The sequence below is a fragment of the Acinetobacter legionensis genome, from assembly GCF_048551735.1.
Taxonomy (GTDB): Bacteria; Pseudomonadota; Gammaproteobacteria; order Pseudomonadales; family Moraxellaceae; genus Acinetobacter.
In genome coordinates this window covers 176,204-193,113 of the sequence record NZ_JBIMBV010000004.1, presented here as the reverse complement: position 1 = coordinate 193,113, position 16,910 = coordinate 176,204, and the positions used below count along the sequence as shown (strand labels likewise).

At 38.1% G+C, this 16,910-nt stretch carries 12 protein-coding genes and 1 pseudogene; 8 read left to right on the top strand and 5 right to left on the bottom strand.

From position 1 onward, the window contains the following. Positions 1–8: 8 nt before the first annotated feature. From ACG9ZL_RS05385 to ACG9ZL_RS05375, 3 genes and pseudogenes are all read right to left on the bottom strand, one after another. Positions 9–1,976 carry a family 2A encapsulin nanocompartment cargo protein cysteine desulfurase gene (locus tag ACG9ZL_RS05385; RefSeq protein WP_419359321.1) on the bottom strand — a complete coding sequence of 656 codons (1,968 nt, stop codon included), beginning with the start codon at positions 1,974–1,976 and terminating at the stop codon, positions 9–11. Further along, positions 1,951–2,882, bottom strand: a pseudogene (locus ACG9ZL_RS05380) (family 2A encapsulin nanocompartment shell protein). The gene ACG9ZL_RS05385 and the pseudogene ACG9ZL_RS05380 overlap by 26 nt, the downstream one beginning before the upstream one ends. 210 nt (positions 2,883–3,092) lie before the next feature. Further along, on the bottom strand, positions 3,093–3,581 hold the full coding sequence (locus ACG9ZL_RS05375) for a rhodanese-like domain-containing protein (protein WP_004721117.1): 489 nt from the start codon (positions 3,579–3,581) through the stop codon (positions 3,093–3,095). Positions 3,582–3,861: 280 nt separating this feature from the next. Between ACG9ZL_RS05375 and epsC the strand changes: the two genes are divergently transcribed. Next, positions 3,862–4,770, top strand: a complete 909-nt coding sequence (gene epsC / locus ACG9ZL_RS05370) for a serine O-acetyltransferase EpsC (protein WP_419327389.1) — start codon at positions 3,862–3,864, stop codon at positions 4,768–4,770. A 59-nt stretch (positions 4,771–4,829) separates the two neighbouring features. On the opposite strand, the gene ACG9ZL_RS05365 is transcribed toward epsC, so the two are convergent. Then, positions 4,830–5,975, bottom strand: a complete 1,146-nt coding sequence (locus ACG9ZL_RS05365; RefSeq protein WP_419359319.1) for a hypothetical protein — start codon at positions 5,973–5,975, stop codon at positions 4,830–4,832. A 266-nt stretch (positions 5,976–6,241) separates the two neighbouring features. Here ACG9ZL_RS05365 and clpB point away from each other — a divergent pair, with 266 nt between their 5' ends. Both clpB and ACG9ZL_RS05355 read left to right on the top strand, forming a co-directional pair. Further along, entirely contained in the window at positions 6,242–8,821 is a 2,580-nt protein-coding gene (gene clpB, locus ACG9ZL_RS05360; RefSeq protein ID WP_336953109.1) for an ATP-dependent chaperone ClpB, read from the top strand. An 819-nt stretch (positions 8,822–9,640) separates the two neighbouring features. Further along, complete coding sequence (locus ACG9ZL_RS05355; protein WP_336953107.1) at positions 9,641–10,105, top strand: hypothetical protein; 465 nt, start codon at positions 9,641–9,643, stop codon at positions 10,103–10,105. A gap of 18 nt (positions 10,106–10,123) precedes the next feature. On the opposite strand, the gene rlmKL is transcribed toward ACG9ZL_RS05355, so the two are convergent. Then, positions 10,124–12,328, bottom strand: a complete 2,205-nt coding sequence (gene rlmKL / locus ACG9ZL_RS05350) for a bifunctional 23S rRNA (guanine(2069)-N(7))-methyltransferase RlmK/23S rRNA (guanine(2445)-N(2))-methyltransferase RlmL (RefSeq protein ID WP_419359317.1) — start codon at positions 12,326–12,328, stop codon at positions 10,124–10,126. A 189-nt stretch (positions 12,329–12,517) separates the two neighbouring features. Between rlmKL and ACG9ZL_RS05345 the strand changes: the two genes are divergently transcribed. The 5 genes from ACG9ZL_RS05345 (at position 12,518) to ACG9ZL_RS05325 (ending at position 16,904) form a co-directional block, all read left to right on the top strand. Beyond that, positions 12,518–13,129 carry a LysE family translocator gene (locus ACG9ZL_RS05345; RefSeq protein WP_419359315.1) on the top strand — a complete coding sequence of 204 codons (612 nt, stop codon included), beginning with the start codon at positions 12,518–12,520 and terminating at the stop codon, positions 13,127–13,129. A 347-nt stretch (positions 13,130–13,476) separates the two neighbouring features. Next, entirely contained in the window at positions 13,477–13,836 is a 360-nt protein-coding gene (locus tag ACG9ZL_RS05340) for a hypothetical protein (protein WP_336953101.1), read from the top strand. Between the two features lie 111 nt (positions 13,837–13,947). Further along, the gene (locus tag ACG9ZL_RS05335) at positions 13,948–14,541 is read left to right on the top strand and encodes a hypothetical protein (protein ID WP_419359314.1); all 594 of its coding nucleotides are present in this window, start codon (positions 13,948–13,950) and stop codon (positions 14,539–14,541) included. Between the two features lie 94 nt (positions 14,542–14,635). Continuing rightward, complete coding sequence (locus ACG9ZL_RS05330) at positions 14,636–15,652, top strand: aspartate carbamoyltransferase catalytic subunit (RefSeq protein WP_004721095.1); 1,017 nt, start codon at positions 14,636–14,638, stop codon at positions 15,650–15,652. Between the two features lie 16 nt (positions 15,653–15,668). Further along, a complete protein-coding gene (locus tag ACG9ZL_RS05325) occupies positions 15,669–16,904 on the top strand; it encodes a dihydroorotase (protein ID WP_419359312.1) in 1,236 nt (411 codons plus the stop codon). Positions 16,905–16,910 lie beyond the last annotated feature (6 nt).

Sequence of the window (16,910 nt, the reverse complement as noted above, 5' to 3'; positions counted from 1 at the left end):
GTTTAAAATTAGGATTTATAAGGTTTAGCACGGCGGAGTTGATGCAATACTGAAACCAATAAATCAATTTCCTCAGTGGTATTATAAAACGCAAGAGAAGGGCGTACAGTACGTTCAACACCGAAACGGCGTAAGATCGGTTGGGCACAATGATGCCCAGTACGCACGGCGATACCATATTGATTGAGTACTTTCCCGACCTCTTCCGTTTCATAGCCTGCCAGTGTAAAAGACATCACACTGGCTTTATTTAATGCAGTACCAATCAGGCGTAGTCCAGAAACGCTTTGTAGTGCATGTTGACCATATTCAAGCAAGTCATGTTCATAACGTGCAATGTTATGGATTCCAATACTTTCTACGTATTCTAAAGCAGCACCTAAGCCAACAGCATCTGCAATATTCCCCGTACCTGCTTCAAATTTATTTGGTGCAGGTTGATAGACCACATTCTCAAACGTCACATCCTGAATCATATTTCCGCCGCCTTCCCATACAGGCATGCTATCAAGTAATTCAGACTTGGCATAAACAGCGCCAATACCCGTTGGGCCAAAAACTTTATGCCCAGAAAACACAAAGAAATCGGCATCTAAGGCAGTAACATTGGTGGGCATGTGCGAAACAGACTGAGCACCATCAATCAAAACTCGAACACCTGCTGCATGCGCCAATGCAATAATTTCTTGAGTAGGCGTTACAGTACCCAAGGCATTAGAAACCTGTGTAATCGAAACCAGTTTGGTTCTAGGATTGAGCAATTTTACAAATTCCTCAATCTGAATCTGACCAGTATCATCTACAGGAATTACACGGAGTTTTGCACCAGTTTCTTTACTGAGTTGGTACCAAGGCACAATATTGGCATGATGCTCAAGATGGGACACAATAATTTCGTCTCCCGCTTGAATATTCTGTTTACCCCACGATTTTGCGATTAAATTAATACCTTCTGTTGTACCTCGAACAAAGACGATATTTTTTGCTGAAGCGGCCCCAATAAAGCGAGCCACAACATCCCGGGCATGCTCATAAGCATCACTGGCACGTGCTGCAAGTTCATGTGCTGCGCGGTGAATATTCGAGTTTTCATGTTGATAGAAATATGAAATTCGATCGATGACCGCCTGAGGTTTATGGGTGGTGGCTGCATTATCCAACCAAACCAATTGCTTACCATTTACACGTTCTTGTAGGATGGGAAAATCCCGACGGATTTGCAAAATATCAATGGGCTGATAGTTCTGAGCATTCGCTGGTATCTGCACATCTAAATGCGGACGAACAGCTTCAATGGTAGGTGATTGAAGAAAATAATAACCAGACGCTGCTGTTGCAGGTTTGTCATTACGATCTTGTAATACACTTTTTAATTGCTGGTCATCTGTCACATGATAATGATCAAACGCATATGGATTTTTAAGCACATCAGTTTGAGCCACATTTGTATTGACTGTTTGGGCACTGGCAACTTCAGGATGAGGCAGATCCAAAAAGTAATAACTCGATTGAGCTTGATGTGGCGCAGTCGTTGTTAGGTTTGATGGTGCTGTCTGTTGTGTGATTGGTGTAGGATTCAATGACAAATCTAGCTTTTGTCCGACAGCAAATGGATCAGGAGTATTTGCACCACCAATAATGGGCGAAGAAGATAGAATTCTACGCTCAGGATGGTCGGCGGTCGGTTCTACATAGTGATGTGTAGAATCCGGGTTTAAATTTGCCTGTTGCACAATGGCAGGTATACGCCCAGACAAAGCAGTAATTGGGTCTTTAGGCTGTGGTTGGTGACTAATACCTTGAGATCGTTGATCGGGTATATCAAAGTTAAAACCTTGTGGGTTTTGCTTGGGTAAAGCTGAAAAAAATTCAGCAGCCAATTGTGCAATGACAGATTCACTGATGGGTGCATCAGCAATATGATCAGAAGAAATATCTGGAGTAGATTGATTACTTGTAAGTTGTTGGATAGTCATGGTACTTGTCTACCTCCACATCTTCGAGCACAGCGAGTGCGTCATCTGTCAACACAGCAAGAGAACAATATAAGGAGATTAAGTAAGAGGCGATTGCATTACGATTGATGCCCATAAAGCGTACAGATAGGCCAGGTGCCTGTTCACCAGCAAGACCTGGTTGGAATAAGCCAACAACGCCTTGACGCTTTTCACCAACGCGTAACAAGATGATTTTGGTTTTGCCATCTTCAACTGGAATTTTATTTGAAGGAATCAGTGGAATACCACGCCAAGGATGAACTGTGAACCAAATAGGCTTACGGTGGGTGGTGGAACACCACGACGGGTACATTCACGTCCAAAAGCTGCAATCGCATCGGGATGTGCTAAGAAGAAGCCTGGCTCTTTCCAAACTTTACGTAGTAAATCATCAAAATCATCTGGTGTGGGTGCACCTGTCAAAGTGGAAATACGTTGCTCATCTGCAACACTTGCCAATAAGCCGTATTCAGGATTATTGATTAATTCACTTTCTTGACGTTCTTTAATGGTTTCGATGGTTAAGCGTAACTGTTCTTTGATTTGATCGTGAGGACTACTATATAAGTCAGAAACACGAGTATGAATATCCAGAACTGTGGAAACACCATTTAAAAAGTATTCACGTGGATTAACTTCATAGTCGACAAAAGTTTGTGGAAGTGTTGCTTCATCACGTTGTGTACAAGCCACCTGAATATCATCGGTATTGCTGACTTTATTGACCCGATAGATACCTGCTTCAACAGGGGTCCATTGCAATAAATGTGTTAGCCAACGTGGCGTAATGGTGGAGAGTTGCGGTACTGTTTTTGTCGCATTGGCAAGTTGACGGGCTGCTTGATCATTTAGCGCTTGGCGTGTGACTTCTTGGTTCTTAGCCATGTTTTAATCCTTGGTGGTATTGGAAATTAATTTATTGATTACTCATCTGATTTAAAAATGCTGTTTTTATCATCTCCAATAAAGTAAGAATTTTGCTATTGGTGTTTAATTGTGACCGGTATTTATTGCATTAATTTGATTCTAATTAAGAGCGTTTTTAATCATTATCAACTGCTTATAAAAATTCATAAGAGGAATAAAGCAAGAGCCTTATTCCTGACGCCAAGGTAAGTTGTGGAAACGCCATCCATTGAAAGAACCACGATGATCATTTTCGTCAAGGTCACCTTCAAAGCCTTGTTCGATATTGTAAATATTTTCAAAACCCGCATTAAAAGCCACATTTGCAGCAGCTGCGGAACGTTTGCCACTACGACAAAGCAGTAGAATGATCTTGTCTTTTCCAATTTTAGTTTCAAGTTCTTTGGCAAAGCGTGGATTGCGGTTCAGCGCAGTTCCTGTCGCCCAAGGAATATGAATAGTATCTTCTACATAGCCGACAAATTTACGTTCTTCATTGGTGCGTACGTCGACAATCACCACATGACCCGCTTTAAACAATGCCCATGCTTCATGAGGTAAAATTGTTCCCGTAAATTCTAAATAATGATCTTCAACACGTTGTTTTGCTTGTTCAAAGATATTTTCAATTTGAGCCGTTGTTAATTCGGTAAAGTGTTGTTGATTTAAACTCGTCATTTCAGTTGCCTTTCTTCAAACTTAGAATTACATCTAAGTCTTGATGTATCAGATGTATTGATAACAACTATAATGATTTTATATATTCAATAAATTAATAAAAATTGAATTGCTTATTCTTATTTTGAAATAAGATTTAAATGATTTTTAAAGATATCTTTATACGAAGAATGTTTATCTACAAGATTGCTAATAAAATAGTATTTACATATTCAAAGTGAATAATAAAATTTCATGTTAAGCGCATGGATTGTGAAAAGTCATTTCAGTAGGTAAATATATGACCCAATGGAATATCCCCAATATTGTGGATGAGCTACAACAAGCTCGTAATGAATGGCGTACTCAACGTAAAAGCTTAAAAGACTTTGGCGGTAGGGAATTACCTTCAAAAGATGAAATTAAGAAAATCATGAATGATCTGTGTGGTATCTTGTTCCCTATGCGACTAGGGCCACCTGATCTACGCCAACAAAGTGAAAATTTTTATATTGCACATGCACTTGAGAAAACTTTGCACTCATTATTGGAGCAAGTCAAACTTAATCTAACTTATGATTATAAATATAAAAAGCACAACGAAAATGCCGACGTAATTGAGGTATTGGCACAAAGTATCGTCAGTGAATTTGCACAAAAATTACCAGATCTACGCCGAATTTTAGATACAGATGTGATTGCAGCCTATGATGGTGATCCAGCTGCACGAAGTGTCGATGAAGTTTTATTGTGTTATCCGGGTATTTTGGCAATTATTTACCACCGAATTGCACATGAGTTTTATAAAAAAGACTTGTCACTGTTGGCACGTTTAATTGCTGAGATTGCACATTCAAAAACTGGCATTGATATACATCCAGGCGCACAAGTCGATCAAGGTTTCTTTATTGATCATGGTACAGGTGTGGTGATTGGTGAAACCTGTATTATTGGTAAAAATGTGCGAATTTACCAAGCCGTAACGCTTGGCGCTAAACGTTTTGAAATCGATGATTCTGGGCGTTTACAGAAAGAATATGCACGTCACCCAATCGTAGAAGACAATGTGGTGATCTATGCAGGTGCAACTATTCTTGGGCGTATTACCATTGGTCAGGGTGCTGTAATCGGTGGAAATGTATGGATTACCCAAAATGTCGCAGCGAATAGCGCAGTTTCTCAAAGTTCTGCAACCAAGTCAGAAGTGTAAGTGCATTGAAAGCTTAATAGGTTGTGTAGCTTAAAATTTTATGAGGTTAAAATGCTTCATTAAGAAAGTGGAATGATGTAGTAAGTTTGATCAACCGAGATGATCAGTTTATTTCTAATTTGATATATCCAAGCAGTGTCAATGGGCAGTTTAAATTGTTTATTTTGCCCATGTTGTTTGATTTCAAATACGTCATAGCCAATAGGTGTAAACCAGAATATATAATGATTTCCTGAACCTTGAACATCATCAATACTTTGATATTTTAGATATTTGGCATTTACAGTGGGTAACTCAACTGGCTTTTTGCATTCAGGCAGTCTTATCTCATCTTTCAACTGTGGCAGAAATTTGGAAAAATCGCGACTATAGAGATAACTTTGAGGTGTTTTTAAGAGCCGTGTTTCGTGATCAAGAATTAAATAACATTCTGCTTGGTGCTGTTGTAGATAGAGCCTTAATTGTTGAATGAGTTTTAAATTAAAAGGTTCGGCAGGTTGAGCAGGATAATCATCTGGTGAAAAATCACGTTTTGGTTGTTCAGGCTTGTCTCTAAAAATATCTTTGAAATTTTTGATTACAGATTGCTGCTGTTGTTTATGTTCTTTTTGAGCTTCTGCGGCTGCTTTGGCCGAAATATATTGAGGATCAAAATAAACTGTTGTGTCATATTCTAAGACTTTCTTTTGATATGTTTTCTCTTGCACCATTTGCTCTAAAATTGTCTGAGAAAATGCAGCATAGGAAAACGAAGTCATGGCCGTTAAATTTTGTGTCTGTGCATTGAATAAATAAGCTTGCATTGGATTATTCACACCAGATTGAAAGGTTTTTATAGTGATGAGAAAGTGATTGTGATTTAAGGTGACAATTTGATCGATCAATTGATTTGTTTGTGTAGCAATGAAATGAGGCTGAATCTGTTGATCATGATTTAGATCGTAAGTACATATTTTAAAATTCTTTACAGGATTTTGTTTTATATGACTTTCAGGGCAATTGTAAACAATAAAATTTTCATTGAGGGCTTTTCTATTCATGTCATCAGACGTTTTAAACCATGTGAATTCTATGCCTGATATATTCGGTGTTAATTGCTGGATATGTTTGTGGGGAAATTCTTCACTATTTGGCGATTTGTAGCCACAGGCATACAGTGCAGATACTGCAATTAATACAGATAATGATTTACCGAAAGTCAACATTGTTATTATACTAAAATCTCTCAATACTCCTTACTCTAAAGCATATCGTTGAAAATACAAACGTTTAAAAAACTAATTCTCTATATTTTTCCATAAGCTTACTTGAAAAATAACGTTTCAGCACAGATATTAATACTGAAATCCCTTCTAAGTATTTTGGTAAGTTTTTGAAAAATATATAAATTAATTCATTATTGCTATTGAAATCGAAAAAAACGTTCCCATTTATTATTCAAGTACAAAATTTGTTGTGAGGAATAACAAGAATGCGATTTGAAAAATTTACGAACCGCCTGCAGCAAGCCTTATCTGATGCACAATCTCAGGCAATGGGTAATGATAATACCGCAATTGAGGGTATTCATATTCTTTCCGCTTTATTGGAAGAACCATCTAATCTTAGTCTTTTGCAACAGTCAGGCGCCAATCTACCTGAGTTAAAAACAAAACTGCAAAAAGCCTTAACAGATGCGCCCAAAATTGGAACACCAACTGGAGATATTAATTTAAATCCAGAAGCTGTACGTGCGCTTAATTTGGCAGATAGCTTTGCTCAAAAAGCAGGAGATGAATTTTTATCTACTGATTGGGTAATCTTGGCACTTGCTGAAACAGGTGCTACCAAAACATTGTTAACAAGCGTAGGTGTCACGACTGACAAACTACGCAAAGCAATTGAAAATATTCGAGGTGGCGAACAAGTTATGGCAAATAACCATGAAGATCAACGAGATTCACTTAATAAATATACCATAGATTTAACAGCACGTGCTGCGGAAGGTAAACTCGATCCTGTGATTGGCCGTGATGAAGAAATTCGTCGGACTATTCAAGTGTTGTCCCGTCGTACTAAAAATAATCCTGTATTGATTGGTGAACCTGGGGTAGGTAAAACGGCGATTGTTGAAGGTCTGGCACAACGTATTATCAATGGTGAAGTGCCTGAAGGCTTAAAAGGTAAGCGTGTTTTATCGCTAGACTTAGGCTCGTTGCTGGCTGGTGCAAAATACCGTGGTGAGTTTGAAGAACGTTTAAAAGCAGTACTCAAGGATCTAGCGAAGTTTGATGGTGAAATCATTCTCTTTATTGATGAGCTACATACGCTTGTTGGTGCAGGTAAGGGTGATGGTGCGATGGATGCAGGTAATATGTTAAAACCTGCATTGGCACGTGGTGAATTACGTTGTGTGGGTGCAACGACACTGGATGAGTATCGTCAATTCATTGAAAAAGATGCAGCTTTGGAACGCCGTTTCCAAAAAGTTTTGGTAGATGAGCCAAGTGTTGAAGATACCATTGCAATTTTGCGTGGTCTCAAAGACAAATATGCAACACATCATGGTGTGCAAATTCTCGACTCTGCAATTATTGCAGCGGCGAAAATGTCACATCGCTATATTACAGATCGCCAATTGCCAGATAAGGCGATTGATTTGATTGATGAAGCAGCATCACGTATTAAAATGGAGATTGACTCTAAACCTGAGCCACTTGACCGTTTAGACCGCCGTTTAATCCAGTTAAAAATGCAATTGGAGGCGGTAAAAAAAGATGCAGATTCAGTCAGCAAAGCTGAAGTTGAGCATTTGGAAAAACAAATTGCAGATGTCGAAAAAGAATATAGTGATTTGGAAGAAATTTGGATTGCTGAAAAGCGTTTAGTGGATGGTACAAATCAGGCGCAAATCGAACTTGATAAAGCCCGTACTGCATTTGAAAAAGCGCAACGTGAGGGTGATTTGGCTGAAGCAAGTCGTTTGCAATATGGGGTGATTCCAGAATTGCAAAAACGCTTGAGTGAGGAAGAGGTAGCGGAAGTCAATGAAGAACCGAAACTGATTCGTACCAAAGTGACTGAAAATGAAATTGCAGAAGTAGTCAGTGCTGCAACTGGTATTCCTGTATCAAAAATGCTACAAGGCGAGCGTGAAAAATTACTCCATATGGAAGATTTTTTACACAACCGTGTGGTGGGGCAGGATGAAGCTGTGGTTGCTGTCTCAAATGCAGTTCGTCGTTCACGTGCGGGCTTATCTGATCCAAATCGCCCAAGTGGTTCGTTCTTATTCCTTGGACCAACAGGGGTGGGTAAAACTGAGTTAACCAAGGCTTTAGGTAATTTCTTATTTGACAGTGATGATGCAATTATTCGTATCGATATGTCAGAGTTTATGGAAAAGCATTCGGTTAGTCGATTGGTGGGTGCACCTCCGGGTTATGTTGGTTACGAAGAAGGTGGTGTTTTAACTGAAGCAGTACGCCGTAAACCATATAGTGTGGTGTTATTTGATGAAGTTGAAAAAGCCCATCCAGATGTATTCAACATTTTATTACAAGTGTTGGATGATGGACGATTAACTGATTCACAAGGCCGTCTGATTGATTTTAAAAACACCGTGATTGTGATGACATCGAATTTAGGTTCAAGTGATGTACGTGAGCTCGGTGAAGGTGCTAGTGATGAGGATGTTCGTATAACGGTGATGAATGCCGTATCACAACATTTCCGTCCTGAGTTTATTAACCGTATCGATGAGTTGGTGGTATTCCACTCGTTGAAAAAATCACAAATTCGTGGCATAGCAGATATTCAATTGAATCGCTTACGTTCACGTTTATCTGAACGAGATATTGGGTTGAAAGTCGATGATCAGGCCTTTGATATTCTGATTGATGCTGGTTTTGATCCTGTATATGGTGCACGTCCCCTTAAACGTGCGATTCAACAACAGGTTGAAAATCCATTGGCTCAGCAAATTCTTGCTGGTCAATTTACAGCAGGTGATACCATTTTAATCAGTGCTGAACATGGTCAACTTAATTTTGGTAAATTAAAATTAAGTTAATTTATCTAGCTGTGTAACCAAAGCCAACTACCGCAAGGTAGTTGGCTTTTTTAGTAGAGAAGTATTTATATTTTTACGTGTTATATAGTCAAACCAGCTAGTTACTCATACAAGTGGTTTCCATCAAGTCATTGATCATAAATGAAGCTTATGTTTCTAAATGAACTTTTAGAAATTATTGGTTAACAATTCGTTTTTTGTACTTTTGAATCATAGATGGTTGTTTTAATCATGGGGCGACATGGATGTCACAGTTGGACGGGGGTATAGGACGTACCCCCGTCCATGAGCAAAAACAAAGCACTGCTTTGTTTACAGTGTAAGGTTTGGCAACCCTTACGAAAAGTGAGACATAGCCTACGCAAAGGTATTTAAACTTTGAATATAAGGTATGGTATTGCAAGCTTTAGGACTTTTTAGCGTTCTACATAAGTGTAAGCATTGGATCAAAAGGTAAGTAATCTTAATGGATAACACTTGTGAAGGGGAGATGAGGTTGATTGAGCAGTAGAATGCCACATTAAGACTTTCCGCATAATAGGGAAAACACTACACATCGTAGAATTGATGCAAAGGTTTAAAGCCTGTTTAATCCCCCAATCAAGCATCCAGAGCTATAGGAATGCATAGATTTATAAACCATCCTAAACCACTAATCGGCATAGCCTGGTCTTTTCATCATATTATTTTAATCATCAAATATTTATGTGTATTGATTTAGGTTTTACCTATTATCGGGTTTTTCATGAATTTATTGAAAAAACGGTCAAAAATTGATAGTTTTTTCAGTGAGGAATAATAAGAAAGGAAACGTTGATCATGAGGATCAAAGATAAGGATAAATCTGATTATTTAAAAATATTCGGTTTTCTCTTGATGGCATTCAGTTCGGTAGAGGTATTGGCAGATAAATTAGATGATCAAGATCTTGCAGAGCAATCTGTAGGTGTGGTTAAACTGTCACCTATTATTATTAAAGCTGTAAAGGAAAATGCACAACAACCTGTAGAAGAGCAAAATAATTTGCATAAACAAGTTGCTCAGGAAAGGTCAGATGATGCTAAAAAAGATGAAATTTATTCTACAGTTTTAACTGATTTCGAGTGGCAGAAAAAAGACCCAGATCCAAATCAACCTGGGGATAAATATTTAAAACCACTTGAAAAATATAGAATAAGCGAAGTTGGTTATAATCCATATCAACGCCATGATGTCCGAATTACAACCCAAGATCGCGTTACACTTTATATAGGACATGAAATTGACCCCGTGACTTATAAATAAGTCCGAGGTCTAACATAATTAAACAGGGAAGTGTTTAATTTTCCAGGCTCTATGAATTTTTTGATTACGTTTGAAATCTAAGCCAATAGTTTCATTGGTGATCTCCAGTACATCGAACATTGCATCGATTTCTTCATCCATCTCAAAACCACGGTAGTTATTTGAGAAATACAAAGTTCCCTCTGTAGTTAGACGGTTCATTGCACGTTTAAGTAAAGAAATATGGTCACGTTGCACGTCAAAAGTACCGTAGAATTTCTTTGAGTTTGAGAAGGTTGGTGGATCAATAAAAATCATGTCATATTGTTCATGACCTTCTTTTAACCATTCAAAACAATCGCTTGAGAAAAATTGATGCTGTTCATCAGGATGATCAACCGTTAAGCCATTCAAGACAAAGTTTTCTTTAGACCAGTTTAAATAAGTATTGGATAAGTCAACACTTGTGGTACTTGCAGCACCGCCTAAAGCAGCGTGTAGGCTTGCTGTAGAGGTATAACTATATAGGTTAAGGAAATGTTTTCCTTTAGCTTCAGCTGCAATGCGCAGACGCATTTGACGGTGATCTAGGAACAATCCAGTATCCAAATAATCAGTCAAATTGATTAAAATCTTGGCTTTACCTTCTTGAACAATAAAACGTTTAGATGCTGTACTTTGTTTTGCATACTGGGTTTTACCTTCTTGACGGGCACGGGTTTTAATAAAGATCGCATCACGACCTAAACCTGTTACAGCACGTATTGAAGCCAAAGCAAGGTTAAAACGTTTTTTGGCTTTTTCTGGGTCAATGGTTTTTGGTGGTGCATATTCTTGAACATGTAAACGATCACCATACAAATCTACAGCGACATTGAAGTCTGGTAAATCTGCATCATAGAGACGTAAACAGTAAATATTTTCTTTTACAGCCCATTTCTTTAAAGCTTGCATATTTTTTTGCAAGCGATTGGTAAAGTCTTCTGCACCTTCAATTTTTTCAAATTGTTGAGGTTGCCAATCTGCAAGGAAAGGTTTAACCACTGCAGCAGGCTTAATATCACCAAAACGAATGTAAATTGGTAATTTACCATTCATTAAACGTAAAATTTGTGGATTGTTAAACGCCAATACATCTGCTTGTTCAACAGCAGCTGCGATAACCGCAGCATGCTGATTGGGGAAATTCTTTTGTAGAAGCGCGGATAGGCCCAGATACAAAGCTCGGTTAGAAGCCTTTTCCCCTAAACGCTCACCATATGGTGGGTTGGTGACAATAAATGAAGTTTTTCCTTCTGCTTGGAAATCAGGCCAATCGGCTAAAGTTCGCTCTTCAATTTGAATTTGATCCAGTTGTTGCTCAAATCCAGCAGCAATAATATTTTGTTTGGTTGCTTTTACTGCTTCCCAATCTGCGTCATAGGCATAGAATTTAGGCAAAGGTTGTTCTAAGGCAACTTTATGACGTTCAGCTGCTTCAGCTTTAATCGACATCCATAACTCATGGTCATGTCCATTCCAGCCATTAAAGCCAAAACGGCGTACTAAACCAGGTGCACGATCAGTCAGGATCATCAATGATTCAATAATAAAGGTTCCTGAACCACACATTGGGTCGAGAATAATTTCTGGATTACGTTGTTTAAGCTGTGCTTTTTGTAAGATAGCAGCTGCTAGGTTTTCTTTTATTGGGGCATCTGTCATAAAACGACGATAGCCACGCTTATGTAAAGAATCCCCAGATAAATCTAAACAATAGGTGTGTTCAGTTTTTCCAGCAAGTACATATAGTGTAATTTCAGGCTGTTTAATGTCGATACTTGGACGTTTACCTACAGCTTCCATGAAGGAATCAACCACACCATCTTTGACACGTAAAGTCGCAAACTGTGTATTGACTTTAATATCACGTTCTACATGAAGACGAATCGCGAAAGTACTTTGTGGTGCAAAAATAAGTGACCAATCAAAATTGATAGCACCTTCATAAAGTTCTTCTGCAACGTCACGTGCATCATGGGTAAACTCAAGCTCATGAACATGAATCGGTGTCAGTACACGAGAAGCCAAACGTGACCACATACAAACACGGTATGCATCTTCGAGTTTGCCTTTAAAAATTAAACGCCCAGGAAATTTTTCAATATCTTGAATCCCTAAACCTTGAATTTCTTCTTGCAGTAAGGTTTCTAGTCCATCTGCACAGGTAACCCAATATGTAGAAAGACGTGGTTTCGAATTCATGAATATTTCCAAAGACATTAAAAAAGCAATCGCGTATTTTAGCGTATTTTAATGACGAAAACTTATAGAATGGTCTTTTAAGTCCGAAATTTTATAAAAAGTACTAAATTCAGTTAAAAATTTGGTTTTTTTGCTTGAAATATATTCAAATATCAATATGTAGATAAGATCGAATAAAGAATTTAAAAAATGCTTAGTCTTATTGTTTCAATGTTTATTTTTTCGCTGTCTATGTCGATTTCACCAGGACCTGTGAATTTAACTATTTTAACCAGCAGTATGAATTATGGTGTAAAAGCAACTTTTGCATTTATCTCAGGGGCGACCATTGGTTTTACCTTGTTATTGGCATCGGTCTGTTTTGGTTTGTATCAAATGATTGTGGTTTATCCTGTACTTCTTAATGTGATCACGATTTTAGGTACAGTTTTATTGTTGTGGATTGGACTGAATATTCTACGTGCAAAAGGGACAATTATCTCTAGTCAATCCCAAGATGAAGCAAAAATACCGACCTTTATACAAGGTGCGTTAATGCAATGGCTAAATCCCAAAGCATGGATTGCCGCAGTGGCGGGTACAGGGCTATTTTCAACGGGGCATATTCATGCTGTTTTATTGGTTTTTGTAGTGATTTATTTTGTCGTCTGTTATCTATCTTTATTGCTATGGGGGATTGCTGGTGAAAAGTTAGCAAGCTTTTTAAATACAGGAAATCGGGCGCGTTTTTTTAATATCGTGATGGGGCTATTATTGATTTTAATTTCATTGGAAATGTGTTGGCGCTATTTTTATCATTAGAATTTGATTTAAAATTCTTGCGTTACTGAAATCATTTAAGAACAAGAAAAATTTGCATGCAGTATTGCAATTTATATAGATGAATCATCTATGAATAAAGCACACATGTAGTTCTTGATTTATGATGATGAGAGCAAATTTCATGACGGAGTAATTTATAGATCTATTTGACGCTCCGCAATGTGTAGGGCGATTTTTAGAAGGCAAGATTTTAATAGAGAATAATGTGTATGCATTATTATTTCATTTAATGGCGTTATTTTGGTACACAATTTGCTTAATTATCCACCGTATTGGCTCAGAAATTTAATTGAATTTTTAATGAATTAATAAATACGGGGATTTCTATGCAAGATCTTAACAACAGCAGATTTATTGCACATGCAGATGCATTTTCCATTGGGGCATTAATCTTAACGCGATTAAGACGTGTGACAGGGCGCGTTATTGATGTAATGTATTTAGTGGATAATAAAAGCTATGCACAGTATGTGATTGATATGTCATTGGCGACTCAAGATCCAGAATTAAATCGGCATGCCTTGCGCTTACAGCATTTATTAGAACAGGAACAACCAGTTTCTTCTGTGAATATGCTAACAACAACGCAAGTTGAACAAAGCGAGGAAGCATATGTTTCTGGTGCAACAGAAGAAGAAATTTATCAAGCACAAGTTTCACATCACTATATTGGTGCATTGAGATAGGTCGGGCATTAAGCTCTAACTATTGGGTTAGAGCTTGATTGATACAGTGTGATTAAAATTAAAACTCATTTATAGTATTTTTAAGCTGAGGATAAGCTGTGAGACAATCTCTTGAGTTATACGAAATTAAATGCAGAAATTAGCAAATATTTAAAAAACAACCAAATGATTTACGTGGGTACCGCTGATGAGTCGGAACAACAAACTGAACTGCGATTAAGACACTATGATCAAGCAAAGGCTGCTGTGTTTAACCTGTGGATTGAACAGAAAAAATATAAAGAATTGATCTCTTGTGCGCATGGGCGTTGGTATCCTTATGAGGATTTTACTCTGCCATTGGCACAATATTTTGCTGCTCAACAGGATTTGCCACATTTAAAATTTCTTTGTGAACATGAGATCCGCTTTCGTTTAGAAGATACCTTAAAGTGCTTAAAACGTGTAAAAGAATATGATGTGACATTAAGCAATATAAAAATATTGGAATATCAATTGCATGATTTTGATCCACAAATTTACCATCCAATAGCAGAATTACTTAAATGGCGTAATCAATCCTTGCTGAGAATAGATGCTTATATCAAGCTTTTAAAAGATCAATCAGATATTGATTACATCAATATAATTCAGCAACTTCGAGAAAAATTAATGAACTTAACGCTCAAACTGGCAGACTTAAAGCAGATCAAATTTAAAATTTGATCGCTGACTTTTATGACTATTTGTCCAAAACTTCAACTGCCAAAGAAAAAGAAAATCTGTATAATACGTTAACTTAACCTCTAAGGAATCTCTCATGCACTTGGCGGCATTGCATACACCGAGTCAGATTCAACTCAATAATGACGGAAACTTAAAGCATTTCCTCACCATCGAAGGTCTTTCTAAAGCAACCCTCACTAAAATTCTAGATACAGCCCATTCCTTTATAAATGATCAAAATCAACTGATAACGACACCACTTTTAGAAGGTCGTACAGTGATGAACTTATTCTTTGAAAATTCGACACGTACACGAACTACTTTTGAAGCGGCTGCAAAACGGTTATCTGCAAATGTATTGAACATTGATATCGCACGATCAAGTACTTCAAAAGGGGAAACATTGCGCGATACGCTATGGAACCTCGAAGCGATGGCAGCAGATATTTTTGTTGTACGCCACTCTTCATCAGGTGCAGCACATTTTATTGCTGAAACAGTTTGTCCGCATGTTGCAATCATCAATGCTGGAGATGGGCGTCATGCTCATCCAACTCAAGCAATGTTAGATATGTTAACCATTCGCCGTGAAACGAAAAAGAATTTTGAAGACATTAGTCTGGCGATTATTGGTGATATTAAGCATTCGCGTGTTGCACGTTCAGATATTGCAGCTTTGCAGACTTTAGGTTGCAAAGATATCCGTGTAATTGCACCAAATACTTTGCTTCCGTGTGGTTTTGACGAATATGGTGAAGGTGTTCGCTTGTTCAATAAAATGGATGAAGGCATTAAAGACTGTGATGTGATCATTACTTTACGTATTCAAAATGAACGTATTGATTCACCAGCTTTGTCGTCACAAGCTGAATTTTACAAAATGTATGGTTTAAATAAAGATCGTCTTGCCATGGCTAAACCTGATTGTATTGTTATGCATCCGGGACCGATGAACCGCGGTGTAGAGATTGATTCTAGTATTGCTGATGGTGCACAGTCGGTAATTTTGCATCAAGTGACCAATGGTATTGCAGTGCGAATGGCTGTTTTGGCTTTGGCAATGCAAGGTCAGTTGCAAGAGAAAGGTTTGTTAGAAGCAATTGCGGTTTAAGGTGAAGGATAAAGTCATGAGTAGTGTAAAAATTGAAAATGTACGTGTCTTAGACCCAATAAAAAAAACTGACACTGTACAAACGGTTTATGTTGAACATGGAAAAATAGTCGAATCATCTGCCAATGTTGTAGATACAATTGACGGACAAGGCAAATGGTTGATACCCACCATGGTGGATTTGTGTGCACGGTTACGCGAGCCAGGTCAGCAACAGCATGGTACCTTGAAGTCAGAAGGTAAAGCCGCACGTGAAAATGGTATTTTGCATGTATTTACCCCACCTGATTCAAAGCCGATCGTGCAAGACAATGGTGCTTTGATTCATGGACTGGTAGAAAAGGCCATGTTAGACGGTGGTATTCATTTACAAGTGATTGGTGCACAAACCCAAGGTTTAAATGGTAAACAACCCGCAAATATGGCAGGTTTAAAAAAGGGGGGGTGTACTGCTGTTTCAAATGCCTATGCTACTTTTAAAGACGATGATGTGGTTCTGCGTACCTTGGAATATGCGGCTGGTTTAGACATGACTGTAGTGTTTTATCCAGAAGAGCACCAGATCGCAAAAGATGGTTGTGTACATGAGGGGTTTATTGCCTCACGTCAGGGATTACCAATGATTCCAGCACCGGCTGAAACAGTTGCTATTGCGAAATACCTATTGATGATTGAAGCGACAAGCGTCAAAGCGCACTTTGGTTTGCTTTCAAGTGGTGCATCTGTAGAGTTGATTAAAATTGCAAAAAACAAAGGTTTGCCAGTGACAGCAGATGTTGCAATGCATCAATTGCATTTAACAGAGCACTTAATTGATGGTTTTAACTCTTTGGCACATGTGCGCCCACCATTACGTGCTGAAAAAGATAAAGAATTACTGCGCCAAGGCGTCAAAGACGGTGTGATTGATGCGATTTGTACGCATCATGAACCTTTGAGTGGTTCTGCGAAATTAGCGCCTTTTGCCGAGACTTTACCTGGTATTAGTGCATTTGATACCTATGTGTCTTTTGGGGTGCAATTGGTTCGTGAAGGTTTGTTTGAGCCTTTAGAATGGGTTGAAAAAGTCACGCTCGCTCCTGCAAAAGTGGCCAATATGACGGATCGTTGGGTAAAAGAATCGGGTTGGGCTTTGGTTGATCCAGATTTGGAATGGGTTGTTAACAATGACAGTATTTTATCTCATGGAAAAAATACGCCATTAATCGATCAAAAAATGATTGGTAAAGTGCTCCATACTTTTATTGGCTAAGATGTA

What these genes read in the sequence shown, in the direction of transcription:
- ACG9ZL_RS05375 (WP_004721117.1), bottom strand. Translation starts at nt 3,581, where the DNA reads ATGACGAGTTTAAATCAACAACACTTTACCGAATTAACAACGGCTCAA.
- ACG9ZL_RS05345 (WP_419359315.1), top strand. Translation starts at nt 12,518, where the DNA reads ATGCTTAGTCTTATTGTTTCAATGTTTATTTTTTCGCTGTCTATGTCG.
- ACG9ZL_RS05365 (WP_419359319.1), bottom strand. Translation starts at nt 5,975, where the DNA reads ATGTTGACTTTCGGTAAATCATTATCTGTATTAATTGCAGTATCTGCA.
- epsC (WP_419327389.1), top strand. Translation starts at nt 3,862, where the DNA reads ATGACCCAATGGAATATCCCCAATATTGTGGATGAGCTACAACAAGCT.
- ACG9ZL_RS05385 (WP_419359321.1), bottom strand. Translation starts at nt 1,976, where the DNA reads ATGACTATCCAACAACTTACAAGTAATCAATCTACTCCAGATATTTCT.
- ACG9ZL_RS05325 (WP_419359312.1), top strand. Translation starts at nt 15,669, where the DNA reads ATGAGTAGTGTAAAAATTGAAAATGTACGTGTCTTAGACCCAATAAAA.
- ACG9ZL_RS05340 (WP_336953101.1), top strand. Translation starts at nt 13,477, where the DNA reads ATGCAAGATCTTAACAACAGCAGATTTATTGCACATGCAGATGCATTT.
- clpB (WP_336953109.1), top strand. Translation starts at nt 6,242, where the DNA reads ATGCGATTTGAAAAATTTACGAACCGCCTGCAGCAAGCCTTATCTGAT.
- ACG9ZL_RS05330 (WP_004721095.1), top strand. Translation starts at nt 14,636, where the DNA reads ATGCACTTGGCGGCATTGCATACACCGAGTCAGATTCAACTCAATAAT.
- rlmKL (WP_419359317.1), bottom strand. Translation starts at nt 12,328, where the DNA reads ATGAATTCGAAACCACGTCTTTCTACATATTGGGTTACCTGTGCAGAT.
- ACG9ZL_RS05355 (WP_336953107.1), top strand. Translation starts at nt 9,641, where the DNA reads ATGAGGATCAAAGATAAGGATAAATCTGATTATTTAAAAATATTCGGT.